Origin of the sequence: Halomonas sp. TG39a (genome assembly GCF_000744395.1) — a bacterium.
Classification (GTDB): Bacteria; Pseudomonadota; Gammaproteobacteria; order Pseudomonadales; family Halomonadaceae; genus Vreelandella; species Vreelandella ventosae_B.
Genome location: NZ_JQLV01000001.1, coordinates 3,019,548 through 3,032,919, shown reverse-complemented (window position 1 = coordinate 3,032,919; position 13,372 = coordinate 3,019,548). Strand labels below are relative to the sequence as shown.

The window sequence follows — 13,372 nt, the reverse complement described above, 5'->3', positions numbered from 1 at the left end:
AGTGTCGTGAAAGCGACCTCTAGCTATTCGTCTTGGCTAGGATGTCTTGAATAGATATGTGAGTGCCTTATTCGGGTAAGTCCTAAGGCGCGGAGGGGCTAGGGTGGGATAGCGCAATCAACCATTACGAACACAACAATAAACAGCAGGAGCCAGCCATGAATGCAGCCAACCGCGGCGTCGTCTACAAAGGGCCGGGTGAAGTCGCCGTCGAAACCATTGCCTATCCCGAACTCGCTATCGGTAACCGCAAGTGCGACCACGGCGTCATCCTTAAAGTGGTTACTACCAATATTTGCGGCAGCGACCAGCATATGGTGCGAGGGCGCACCACCGCGCCTTCGGGTTTGGTTCTGGGTCACGAGATCACAGGTCTTGTTGTCGAATGCGGTCGCGACGTGGAATTTATCCAACCAGGCGATTTAGTCTCAGTGCCGTTCAATATTGCCTGCGGCCGCTGCCGCAACTGCAAGGAAGGCCGCACCGGTATCTGCCTCAACGTCAATCCATCTCGCCCTGGCGCCGCCTATGGCTACGTGGATATGGGCGGCTGGGTCGGCGGCCAGACTGAATATGTCATGGTTCCCTATGCGGACTTTAACCTGCTGAAGTTCCCGGATGCCGATCAGGCCATGGAGAAGATCAAAGATCTGACCCTGCTCTCCGATATTTTCCCCACCGGCTTCCACGGCTGTGTGACCGCCGGTGTCGGCCCCGGCAGCACCGTCTATATCGCTGGTGCTGGGCCAGTGGGGCTGGCCGCTGCAGTTTCCGCTCAGCTGCTGGGTGCGGCCTGCGTGATCGTTGGTGATATGATCGAAGAGCGCCTGGCCCAGGCCCGCAGCTTTGGCTGCGAAACCATCGACCTGACCCAGGATGGCGACATGGCCGACAAGATCGAGGTGATCCTCGGCGAGCGTGAGGTCGATGCCTTTGTCGACTGTGTTGGTTTTGAGGCCCACGCCTGTGGCTGCAATCACGGCAAAGAAGCGCCCGCCACAGTGCTCAACTCGGCGATGTCGTTGACCCGCGCGGGTGGGCAGATCGGTATTCCAGGCCTCTATGTGACCGAGGACCCGGGTGCGGAGGACGAGGCCGCCAAACAGGGTGCTCTGAGCATGCGCTTTGGGCTTGGTTGGGCCAAGTCCCACAGCTTCCATACTGGACAGTGCCCGGTGATGAAGTACCATCGACCACTAATGCAGGCTATTCTGTTTGGCAAGGTCAATATTGCCGATGCGGTGAATGTCCAGATGATCACTCTGGATCAGGCACCCCAGGGCTATGCCGACTTCGATGGCGGCGCTGCCAAGAAATTCGTTATTGACCCCCATGGCAGCGTGGCTTAATAACTTATTTAATAAGCCCTGATCCCTGCCTGAGGGTAGGCTAGTGCGACCCTAGACGGCGCCCCGCGGGGTGCCGTTTTTGTTCATCCGGTATAAAACCGATCAAGATAATAATGAGTACCCCATGACCGTCCAGACCGTGACCCCCAAGCGCCGCTTCCGCGGCAAGCCCCGCGGCCGTGATCTCGATCCCAGTCTTCTTGAGGGGTTGCGTGAACTGCTGGGTGACGAACGCCAGAACGCCACGTTGCGCCGCCGCGACCTACTCATTGAACATTTACACAACATTCAGGACACCCGGGGCCATCTGCTGCTGGCGGATTTGCGTGCCCTGGCGGCTTACATGAACCTGCCCATGGCGGCCGTTTACGAGACCGCCACTTTCTACGCCCACTTCGATGTCATCCACGACGACCAGCTGCCACCGCCCGCGGTGACTATCCGCGTTTGTGACTCACTGACCTGCCAGCTAGCCGGTGCCGAGGCGCTTAAGGCACAGCTGGAAGCGAACGTGGATATCGAACAGGTGCGGGTGCTGCGGGCTCCTTGTATGGGGCGCTGCGACACGGCCCCGGTAGTAGAGTTGGGGCATAACCATGTGGTGTTCGCCACTCAGGCGCGCATTGCATCGGTGATTGAGGCGTCGCACTTTCACCCTGACCCCATCGAGTGGCAGCGGCTGGACGGTTATCGCCACGAGGGCGGTTTCGCGCTGCTCCAGGCCTGCCACAGCGGCGAAGTCACGGTGGAAACGCTCATGGAGGCGATGCAGCAGGCCAATCTGCGCGGCCTGGGTGGCGCGGGTTTCCCTACCTTCAAAAAGTGGACTTTTGTGCGCCAGGAGGCTGGGCCCCGTTACTGCGCTATTAATGCCGACGAGGGCGAACCCGGTACCTTCAAGGATCGCTATTACTTGGAAAATTCGCCGCACCAGTTTCTTGAAGGTGCCTTGGTCAGCGCCTGGGCGGTAGAGGCCGAGGCGCTGTATATCTATTTGCGCGATGAATACCCGGCGTTACATGGCGTACTGCGCGAGGCCATTGGCGAACTGGAGGCCGCTGGTCTGGTGGCGCCGGGTTACATTGTGCTGCGCCGCGGCGCGGGGGCTTATATCTGCGGCGAAGAGTCGGCGATGATCGAGTCCCTGGAAGGCAAGCCGGGCAAACCCAGGCACCGCCCGCCGTTTGTGGCTCAGAAGGGGCTCTTTGATCGGCCGACGCTGGTCAATAACGTCGAGACCGTCTACTGGATACCCATGATCTGGCAGCGCGGCGCTGAGGCTTTCTCCAGCCAGGGTCGCCACGGCCGCGTAGGGTTACGCAGTTTCTCGGTCTCGGGTCGGGTCAAGCAGCCGGGTGTGTATTTGGCGCCTGCGGGGATAACACTACAGGAATTAATTGACGAGTATTGCGGCGGCATGGCCGACGGCCACCGCTTGGCGGCCTACTTGCCCGGCGGCGCCTCCGGCGGCATTCTGCCCGCTGCCAAGGCTGACATTCCCCTCGATTTCGACACCCTCCAGGAGCACGGCTGTTTTATCGGTTCCGCTGCGGTGATCGTACTCTCCGATCAGGACGATCTGCGCGGGGTGGCTACCAACCTATTGGCCTTCTTTGCCGATGAGTCCTGTGGCCAATGCACGCCCTGCCGGGTGGGCACGGAAAAAATGCTCACGCTGCTCGAGCGGAATGAGTGGGATGCCGGGCTAATGACGCAGCTCTCCCAGGTGATGATCGATGCCTCCATTTGTGGGCTTGGTCAGGCGGCACCTAACCCGGTGCTGGGGCTGCTCAAGGATTTTCGCGGTGAACTTGCCGCCCAGAATGTCATCGTCAGGGGGTAGGGGAGATGAACATGAGCATGAGCGAACAAAACCCAGGCACAAGCTTTACCCTGACGCTGGATGGTGTTGAGGTGAGTGCAAGCCCCGGTGAAAGCCTCTGGCAGGTGGCCAAGCGCGCCGGCGAGACCATTCCCCACCTGTGTTTTAAGGACACAAGCGGTTACCGCGCCGACGGCAACTGCCGAGCCTGTATGGTGGAAATCGAGGGCGAGCGTACCCTGGCCGCCAGCTGTCTACGTGAAGCAGCCCCCGGTATGGTGGTCAAGAGCGCCAATTCCGAACGAGCCTATACGGCCCGCAAGATGGTCATGGAAATGCTGCTGGTCGACCAGCCCGAGCGAGAAGAGAGCCCCGACCGCTCAAGCCACTTCTGGGCCATGGCCGACCAACTGGCCATTGATGCTACGGCGGTGCGCCGCAAACTGCCCAGGCGCGCAGAGCGCTCGGCGCCCACCGTTCACCATGTAGCTGACCGGGCGGATAGCCTGGCTCAGGACAGCAGCCACTCAGCCATGCGCGTCAATCTTGACGCCTGCATCGAGTGCAACCTGTGTGTGCGGGCCTGCCGCGAAGTACAGGTCAACGACGTTATCGGTCTGGCTCATCGTGGGGCGGCATCCAAGATCGTGTTTGATTTCGACGACCCCATGGGCGATAGCACCTGCGTGGCCTGCGGCGAGTGCGTTCAAGCCTGCCCCACTGGCGCGCTTATGCCCGCCACCCTGGTTAACGCAGAAGGGCGCGGCGATTCTGCGGTGGCTGACCGCAAGGTCGACTCGGTATGCCCCTACTGCGGGGTGGGTTGCCAGCTCACCTACCATATCAAGGACGATGAGATCCTTTATGTGGAGGGCCGCGACGGCCCCTCTAACGAGAACCGGCTATGTGTTAAAGGCCGCTTCGGCTATGACTATCCGCGCCATCCATCCCGACTAATCGCTCCGCTGATTCGCCGCGAAGGTGTCGCTAAAGGGATTGATCCAGACTTCGACCCCGCCCAGCCCCTGACCCATTTCCGGGAGGCTAGCTGGGATGAGGCCCTGGATTTTGCTACCAGCGGACTTGTCGACCTTAAAGCGAGCCATGGCCCTGACGCCCTGGCTGGGTTCGGCAGCGCCAAGTGCTCCAACGAAGAGGCGTGGCTGTTCCAGAAGCTGGTGCGTACCGGCTTTGGCTCCAATCATGTAGATCACTGTACCCGCTTGTGCCACGCAAGCTCCGTGGCGGCACTCATGGAGTGTATTGGTTCAGGCTCGGTCACCGCCTCCTTTATGCAGGCCAGCCAGGCCGACGTGGTGATTCTTACCGGCTGTAATCCCGCGGTAAACCATCCGGTGGCGGCCACCTTCTTTAAACAGGCCGCCAAGCGCGGTACTAAGATAGTGATAATCGACCCCCGTGGTCAGTCGCTGGATGCCTACGCCCACCTGAGCGTGCGCTTTTCACCGGGCGCCGACGTGGCCCTGTTTAATGCCATGCTGAATGTGGTCATCAGCGAAGAACTTTATGATACGGCTTATATCGCCGAGCATACCGAGGGCTTCGAGGCCCTGAAAATTCATACCGTCGACATGACCCCCGAAGCGATGAGCGGCCTGTGCGGCGTTGAGCCCGAGACCATTCGCGAAGTGGCTAGGCTGTATGCCAACGCCGAGCGGGCGATGATTTTCTGGGGCATGGGCATTTCCCAGCACACCCACGGTACCGATAACGCCCGCTGCCTGATCTCGCTGGCCTTGGCCTGCGGCCAGACCGGTCGCCCCGGCACCGGCCTGCATCCTTTGCGGGGGCAGAACAACGTTCAGGGGGCTTCTGATGCCGGGCTGATTCCCATGGTTATGCCCGACTACCAGCCGGTCAATGATGATCAAGTTCGTGCGGCGTTCGAAGAACTGTGGAATACCAAACTGGATCCCACGCCGGGTCTCACCGTGGTGGAAATTATGGACGCTATCACCGCGGGCACCATTCGCGGCATGTATATCCAGGGTGAAAACCCGGCGATGTCCGACCCGGATCTGGCCCATGCCCGGGCCGCCCTGGCCAAGCTGGAACATCTGGTGGTGCAGGATCTGTTTGTCACTGAGACTGCCCAGTTTGCCGATGTCATTCTGCCTGCCTCCGCCTGGCCTGAGAAAAATGGCACCGTCACCAACACCAATCGGCAAGTGCAGATGGGGCGCGCGGCGTTGCCGCTACCGGGCCAGGCCAAGCCGGACTGGTGGATTATCCAGGAAATCGCCAAACGCTTTGGCCTGGACTGGGATTACCAGCATCCGCGGGACGTCTTCGCCGAGATGAAGCAAGGCATGGCCTCTCTCGACCATATTTCCTGGGAGCGTTTGGAGCGCGAGCAGTCGGTGACCTACCCCTGCCCAGCGGAGGACGCGCCGGGGCACGACGTGGTCTTCAGCGATGCTTTTCCCACCGCCAGCGGTCGGGCGAAATTTGCCCCCACGCGCCCGCTGCCGCCGGATGAGCCGGTTGATAATGACTACCCAACGGTACTGACCACCGGGCGTCAGTTAGAGCACTGGCATACTGGTTCGATGACCCGGCGCGCCAAAGTGCTTGATGACCTGGAACCGGAAGCCGTGGCGAGCTTGGCGCCCGCCGAGTTTATCCGACTCGGGATCGCCCCAGGCGATGATCTGACCATTGCCACCCGGCGGGGCTCCATCACTCTCAAGGCGAGGACGGATCCGGGGATGCCGGAGGGGATGGTCTTCGTGCCCTTCTGCTACGGAGAAGCGGCGGCCAACCTGTTGACCAACCCGGCGTTGGATCCTTATGGCAAGATTCCGGAGTTCAAGTATGCCGCCTGTCGCCTTGTGTCTGCCGGAAAAGAGCCCGTCGATGGAGGAGCAATGGAGGTGGAAAATAGGACGCCGTATTAAATGTCCTTGACCAACCTGAGCGCGTCGTAGATGGCCGCGTGGGTGTTCCGGGACTCGACGGCATCGCCGATCCGGAACAGCTGGAAATGGCCATCCGGATTGTTGATGACGCGCTGAGGGTTGCCCACGATCAGGTCATCGTAGTTCACCTCGCCGCCATTGCTGGCGTGCGGTTTGAGCTCGAAATAGATGTCGGCCATGGGCGTGATACCGTAGTTGACCACTACCTGGTCGATGCGCCGTTCGTGCTCCAGATCCATGTAGTCGCTGGTGATCTTGGCCAGTAGCTCGCTTCCATTACGCTGCACGGACTTCAGCCGGTAAGTGGTTGTGAAGGTGACGTTGGGGCGCTGCAGGGCACGCATGTAGGGCACCAGGTTCATGGCCATGATCTCTGCGGAGAAGGTGCGATCCGGCGTCATGATCTCCAATTCGCCCCCCGCGGCGGCAATGATCTCCGCCGCCTGCAGGGCGGCATGGTCGCCTGCATCGTCGAACAGCAATACCCGTTTGCCCGGCGGCACGTGCCCGGAGAGTATGTCCCAGGTATTGACGACTAAGTCGCTGCCGACCTCAGGCTGGTCTTCCATGGGGTAGCCGCCGGTGGCCACGATCACCACGTCCGGCTGCTCGGCGAGCACGTCCTCCACCTCGGCCCAGACGTTGTAGCGGATCTCGACACCCAGCGCTTCGCACTGCGCCAAGCGCCAATCGATTATGCCCAGCATCTCACGGCGCCGCTCGCTCTGGGCGGTGAGTCGCACCTGCCCACCGGCATCGCTAGCGGCTTCCAGCACCACTACCGAATGGCCACGCTCACCGGCAACACGTGCGGCTTCCAACCCCGCTGGCCCTGCGCCAATAATAATGACTCGCCGTTGCTGTGCCGCCTTTGAAATGGTGTGGGGCATGGTGGTTTCGCGCCCGGTGGCGGCGTTATGGATGCAGTAGGCGGCACCGCCTTGATAGATGCGATCAAGGCAATAGTTGGCGCCGACGCAGGGGCGGATCTCTTCCTCCCGCCCTTCGGCGATCTTGCGCACGATGTGCGGGTCGGCCATGTGGGCACGGGTCATGCCGATCATGTCGACCTTGCCTGAGGCGATGGCATAACGGGCAGTGGCAACATCCTGGATTTTGGCGCCATGGAAGGTGGGGAAGTCGATCTCACGGCGTATTTCGCCGGCAAAATCCAGGTGCGGGGCGCTGGGCATACCCTGGATGGGAATCACGTCGGTGAGCCCCGCATCGGTGTCGATGTGGCCACGAACCACGTTGAGAAAGTCGACCAGACCGCTGTCCTTCAAGCGCCGTGAGATCTCCATCCCGTCGCCGGAGGTCAGCCCGCCCGGCAGCATCTCGTCGCCGGTGTAGCGCACGCCGACGATGAGCGCCTCGCCAACCCGCTGGCGAATGGCGCGCAGCACGTCGAAGGTGAAACGCAGCCGGTTATCGAGATCCCCGCCATAAGGCCCCTCAAGGGTATTGGTCAGTGGCGACCAGAACTGATCCATCAGGTGGCCATAGGCCTGTAGCTCGATGCCATCGAGACCGGCGGCATGCATACGCTCGGCGGCATCGGCGTAGTCGCGGATCAGGCGCTCGATATCCCACTCCTCGACCTGCTTGGGAAAAGCGCGGTGGGACGCCTCGCGACGATGCGAAGACGATACCGCAGGCAGCCAGTCACCCTTATCCCAACGGGTGCGCCGGCCCAGGTGGGTCAACTGGATCATCACCGCAGTGCCGTGTTCGTGGCAGGCGTCGGTCAGCTCGCGCATCCAGGGCACCACTTCATCCTTGTAGGCGAGGATGTTGTTGAACACGGGTGGGCTGTCCTTGGCCACCGCCGCGGATCCAGCGGTCATGGTAAGGCCAAGGCCTGCCTTGGCGCGCTCGACGTGGTAGGCACGGTAGAGTGCCTTGGGCATCCCGTCCTCAGGATAAGCGGGCTCATGGGCTGTCACCATAAGCCTGTTTTTCAGGGTCAGGTGCTTTAGCTGAAAGGGCTGCAGTAGCGGATCGTTAAGCATGGACAGGACGCCATTTTGTTGTGTATTTGATAAATCTAGGCGCTAATGTTCATTGATGTCAATATAATGTTCATTGATGTACATTGAGGGGCGAGCATGTTCGACCGTTAGGACGGCGGCGCGGTAGGTGGCGTTAGCCGATTAGGCTTGCCGTGGACTAGCCGGTGCCGGCTGGAGAATTTCCATGGCGGGCATAGAAGCGTTGCAATTCCCTGGAACCAGGCGGCTGGCCGGTGAAAATTTCGACATAGGCGGGGATGCGCTGCATGCGCACTTCGAGGGGTTCCTGGGTCTTCATCGAGATATAGCCGATCTGGGTTAGGTAGATGGTGCGGCCCCGAACGTTGGCCGCCAGCGGATCATAGCCGTAGCGCTGGAACATGCGCGCCAGTGCTTCGATACGGGTGGCATCAGCTGCATCGATTTCACTCACTACTGACGCTGACTGTAGCGCCCAACTGCGCATGGCGAACTCTAGCGGGGAGTCGAACAGTTTAGGATCCAGCCAGCAGTCGAAGACATTGAGCATCGCCTCGACGATATTCTCGGCATAGGCTTCGGTCTGATTCACTAGCCCTTGGGTATTCTTTTCACGCCAGCGTGCGATCAGTGCTTCCAGCAGTGCCTCGCGATCCTTGAAGAACCAGTAGAAACTGGTTCGAGAAAGCTTTAGTCGCTTGGCCAGGGAAAGAATGCGCACGCTATCGACGCCCGATTCGAGTAGCAGCTCAAACGCCGCGTCGAGCCAGACGTCTTGGGAGCCTTTAGCGTTGGGCGTATCGGTGGGTGGCATTGAGCAGGTCTCTAAGAATAGTCTAGGAATAGTGTGGCAAAGTGTACACAGGTGTCTCTTATGTGTACACGTTGTCAGCTACTCTGGCTAAGTCCTAGTGACGGTAAACGTCGCTGCCTTGATCCTTCACGTTTTAACCTTGGGCTAAGTGTAACGTCGGCGCATCATATCCTAGGTTCTCAAGCATGCGGGCGGCGTACCAGTCGATAAAGTCGATAACGCCAAACTCATAGGTTTCAGAGTAAGGGCCGGGTTGGTAAGCCTTGGAGTTAATGCCACGCTGGTTCTCTTCGGCGAGTTGGCGGTCCTGGTCGTTGGTCGCGTCCCATACTCGGCGAAGCTGCTCGGGGTCGTAGTCAACGCCCTCTACGGCATCTTTATGAACCAGCCACTTGGTGGTCACCACGGTTTGCTGCGGGCCAAGCGGTAACACGCGAAATACCACCGCGTGATCGCCCATGAAGTGATTCCATGAATTGGGCAGATGCAGGATGCGCAGAGAACCCATGTCGGGACTTTTCAGGCGACCCATCAGCTTCTTGCAGCCGGGTTTGCCGTCCATTGTCATGGAGACAATGCCATCCAACAGCGGCGTGCGGGTCAGACGGTTCTGCTGGCCAAGCCGCGTCAGTTGGTAAGGCACCTGCTCCTGATCCCAGTCCGCCTGCTTGCGGGCCACTAGCTCCTTGTAAGCAGGTGTCGCACGGGGGTCGTCGGTATCATCAAACTCTTGCAATGAATTCAGCAGCTCAGGGTGTGCGCCGTTGCAGTGATAGCACTCGCGATTGTTTTCGATCACGAGCTTCCAGTTGGCTTGTTCGACAATGCTGGACTCGGTGGCGATCTTGACGTTGTCCATCTGGTACGGCTCAAGATAATGCTCAAGGGTTACCAGAAAATCGTCAATCGAGGTCGGTTCGTCGCTTAGGTTGATAAACATAAACCCACCGGCGGTGCGAACGCTGACCGGCTTGAGCCCAAATTGATCGAGGTTGAAGTCAGTGCCCATATCGCTACCGGCAAACAGCAAGCGGCCATCAAGCTCGTAGGTCCACTGGTGATACGGACAGACGAGTTTTGCCACCTTGCCTTTATCCTTTGTGCAAAGTCGCGACCCGCGATGGCGGCAGACATTGTGAAAGGCATGAATCGTGCCTTCACCACCGCGTACGATGACAATGGGATTATCACCAATATCCAACGTTATGAAATTACCTTTGGTAGGGATCTCGCAGGTCATTCCCGCGAACAGCCACTCTTTCTCGAAAACCTCCTGCATATCGAGGGCGAACAGGCGGGCATCGTTATAAAACGGCTGCGGAAGCGAAAAGGTACGCGCCCTTTCTTGCAGCATTTGGGCCGTTGACTCGCGAGCCGCAGCGAGTGGGTCATCCATCATATAAGAAACACTTTTTTGCATACCAGTATCCTCGTAAACCACCGCTTTTCCCTCAAGGGCTGCGATACGACCGTTAGTTAAGATTGGTTATTGTTCTGCTGCGTAACCTGGCGTTTTATTCAAATGTGGCTTCAGTCAGTCACCGATTGTGTTGCAGGCTAACCCCTGCCAGTTATCTGCCCGCGACATAAGGTGACGTAGTGGCGACTAAAACAGAGGTTTCTAAACGATAAAGAGTGGCACGAGGTAAGTGTGGGTCGCTGTCAGGTAAGTCGGTTAGCAGGCGCATCCCCAAAATGCAGATCAAAGTGCTGGCCGTATAGCGAATACGGTTCGGTGATGCAAAGCGATGAAGGCTGGTCAGGCAGAGGCAAAATGACAACTAATTTCTTTAATCCGGTCACGACCCAAACCTGGACCAACGGCCGTCATCAGGTGCGTTGCGTTAAGGTGATCCAAGAAACCCAGGATGTGCGCACATTCTGCTTTATGGCCGAGCAGCCTGTGCTGTTCTTCTTCAAACCTGGCCAGTTCGTGACCCTGGAGCTAGAGATTGATCATCAGCCGATCATGCGCTCCTATACGATTTCCAGTTCCCCCTCCATCCCTTATAGCTTTTCCATCACCGTTAAACAGATTCCGGGGGGCAAGGTTTCTAATTGGCTGCACGCCAATTTAAAGGTGGGCGACGAGCTGGTGGTGCACGGGCCGGTAGGCAATTTTAACTCTATCGATTTCCCTGCCGAAAAAGTGTTATTTCTTTCTGGCGGTGTGGGCATTACCCCCTTGATGTCCATGACGCGCTGGCTGTTTGATACCAATGCCGCTGTGGACGTTGAATTCGTGCATAGCGCCCGGGCCCCTCGCGATGTCATTTATCACCGTGAGCTGGTGCATATGTTTTCGCGCATTCCCGAGTTCAAGCTGCACATCATTTGTGAAAGCAAAGAAGATATTGGCGAGGCATGGGCTGGCTATCGTGGCTACCTCACCCAGCCGCTATTTGAGCTGATAGTGCCGGACTTTATGGAGCGGGAGATCTTTTGTTGCGGTCCTGCACCCTATATGAACGCCATAAAAAGTATTCTGCGCCACCACAATTTTGACATGAGTCATTATCACGAAGAGCTATTTGGCGCCACGCCGATCGACGTGCGTGAGGATGTGCGTGAGTTGGCTGAGCAAGCAGAAGTAGACGCTGAAAACGTCGATAGCAGTGAACTGCACAGCATTGAATTTGCGTCTTCAGGGAAAAGTGTCCGCATTCAGCCGGGCGAAACCGTACATGCGGCAGCAGCGAAGCTTGGCCTACATATTCCCAAGGCCTGTGGTATGGGGATTTGCGGTACCTGCCGAGTAGCACTTAAGTCGGGTGAAGTGGAAATGGAGCATAACGGCGGTATTACGGATGAGGATGTTGAAGAAGGCTACATTCTGTCTTGCTGCAGTCGTCCAAAAGGCGATTTGATCGTGGATTTCTAGGTCAGGTAGATGTTTTTAATACTGATAGTAAAGCGCCCTTTATGGCTAATGCCGTAAAGGGCGCTTTGCTTTCTAAATCTTGCCGATGTCGCAAATACATCGCGTGGTGACGTCGCCGAGCATCTTGGGCCCGCACACCAACGATAGTATCGCGGTAAGAACGCGTTGATAGGGACTGTGGTTGAAAGCGACCTGGGTTTATCAGCATTAAAGAGTATGTCGAGCACTTAATAACAAAGTGACTAATGAGGAGGCGGTAATGCTTCACAATAATTTTTCCCCCAATGCCCGTTTGGCCAATTACGACAGTCTGCTTGCTGAAGCAATCGCTGAAGAAACGGTTCGCCAAGAAGCGCATATTGAGTTGATCGCCTCCGAAAATTACACCAGCAAACTTGTTATGGAAGCGCAAGGTACACAGCTGACCAATAAGTATGCAGAAGGCTATCCAGGCCGCCGCTACTACGGTGGCTGTGAGTTCGTTGATAAGGTTGAGGCGTTGGCCATTGAGCGCGCCTGCCACCTGTTCAGTGCCAACTATGCCAATGTGCAACCGCATTCTGGTGCCCAGGCCAATGCCGCTGTGTTTATGGCGCTGGTATCGCCGGGCGATACCGTATTGGGTATGAGCCTTGCCCACGGTGGGCACTTAACCCATGGGGCCGCCCCTAATTTCTCGGGCAAGCATTACAACGCGGTGCAGTACGGCCTCAAACCGGAAACCGGTGAGATCGATTACGACGAAGTCGAGCGCTTAGCCCGCGAGCACCAGCCGAAGATGATCATTGCGGGCTTTTCAGCCTATTCTCGCGTGGTGGACTGGCGACGCTTTCGCGCCATCGCCGACGAGGTAGGGGCCTGGTTAATGGTCGATATGGCGCATGTCGCTGGCTTAGTGGCCGCTGGCCTCTATCCAAGCCCGCTTCCCTTCGCTCATGTGGTCACCACCACCACCCATAAAACACTGCGCGGCCCACGGGGTGGTTTGATTCTCTCCGCCCATGGCGACGAGGCTCTGTACAAGAAGCTCAATGGGGCGGTTTTCCCAGGCCAGCAGGGCGGGCCGTTGATGCATGTGATCGCTGCCAAGGCGGTAGCGTTTAAGGAGGCCATGAACCAGGAGTTTGTGCGCTACCAGCAGCAGGTGATTGATAACGCCCAGGCCATGGCCAAAGTGTTTATTGAGCGCGGTTATGACGTGGTATCTGGCGGTACCGACGACCACCTCTTTCTGGTCTCACTTATCCGCCAGGGCATCACCGGTAAAGATGCCGATGCCGCACTTGGCCGTGCACATATCACGGTTAATAAAAACACGGTGCCCAATGATCCTCAAAGCCCCTTTGTGACCTCTGGTCTGCGTATCGGTACCCCCGCGGTAACCACGCGCGGCTTTGATGCTGAAGAGTGTAGCGAGCTGGCGGGTTGGATATGCGACATTCTGGACGAGTTGACCACCGGAAGCGACACCGCCTCCATTGAAGCTGACGTGCAGGCCAAAGTGACCGACGTGTGTGCTCGGCATCCTGTCTATGCTGAAACCGTCGAAGCCGTCGAATCTATAGCTTAAGAGGAG

8 protein-coding genes are annotated in these 13,372 nt (G+C 58.1%); 5 read left to right on the top strand and 3 right to left on the bottom strand.

The genetic code is table 11. The features are described from left to right. Window positions 1-158 precede the first annotated feature (158 nt). The 3 genes from fdhA to fdhF all read left to right on the top strand — a co-directional run bounded on the left by fdhA (window position 159) and on the right by fdhF (window position 6,089). Entirely contained in the window at window positions 159-1,349 is a 1,191-nt protein-coding gene (gene fdhA, locus U738_RS13520; RefSeq protein ID WP_035581404.1) for a formaldehyde dehydrogenase, glutathione-independent, read from the top strand. A gap of 124 nt (window positions 1,350-1,473) precedes the next feature. Next, complete coding sequence (locus tag U738_RS13515) at window positions 1,474-3,192, top strand: NAD(P)H-dependent oxidoreductase subunit E (RefSeq protein ID WP_035581402.1); 1,719 nt, start codon at window positions 1,474-1,476, stop codon at window positions 3,190-3,192. Between the two features lie 11 nt (window positions 3,193-3,203). Next, window positions 3,204-6,089, top strand: a complete 2,886-nt coding sequence (gene fdhF, locus U738_RS13510; protein ID WP_235208648.1) for a formate dehydrogenase subunit alpha — start codon at window positions 3,204-3,206, stop codon at window positions 6,087-6,089. Here fdhF and U738_RS13505 read toward each other — a convergent pair. The 3 genes from U738_RS13505 to U738_RS13495 all read right to left on the bottom strand — a co-directional run bounded on the left by U738_RS13505 (window position 6,086) and on the right by U738_RS13495 (window position 10,335). Next, window positions 6,086-8,122, bottom strand: coding sequence for an oxidoreductase (locus U738_RS13505; RefSeq protein ID WP_035581400.1), 2,037 nt, complete (start codon window positions 8,120-8,122; stop codon window positions 6,086-6,088). The two genes, fdhF and U738_RS13505, sit on opposite strands and share 4 nt — an antisense overlap. Window positions 8,123-8,279: 157 nt before the next feature. Continuing rightward, window positions 8,280-8,915: a TetR/AcrR family transcriptional regulator gene (locus tag U738_RS13500; protein ID WP_035581398.1), complete on the bottom strand. Its 636-nt coding sequence runs from the start codon at window positions 8,913-8,915 to the stop codon at window positions 8,280-8,282. Between the two features lie 133 nt (window positions 8,916-9,048). Further along, window positions 9,049-10,335, bottom strand: coding sequence for an aromatic ring-hydroxylating oxygenase subunit alpha (locus U738_RS13495; protein ID WP_035581396.1), 1,287 nt, complete (start codon window positions 10,333-10,335; stop codon window positions 9,049-9,051). 354 nt (window positions 10,336-10,689) lie between these two features. Between U738_RS13495 and U738_RS13490 the strand changes: the two genes are divergently transcribed. Then, the gene (locus U738_RS13490) at window positions 10,690-11,796 is read left to right on the top strand and encodes a hybrid-cluster NAD(P)-dependent oxidoreductase (protein WP_035583577.1); all 1,107 of its coding nucleotides are present in this window, start codon (window positions 10,690-10,692) and stop codon (window positions 11,794-11,796) included. Window positions 11,797-12,055: 259 nt separating this feature from the next. After that, window positions 12,056-13,366 carry a serine hydroxymethyltransferase gene (gene glyA, locus U738_RS13485; RefSeq protein WP_035581393.1) on the top strand — a complete coding sequence of 437 codons (1,311 nt, stop codon included), beginning with the start codon at window positions 12,056-12,058 and terminating at the stop codon, window positions 13,364-13,366. Window positions 13,367-13,372: the final 6 nt, after the last annotated feature.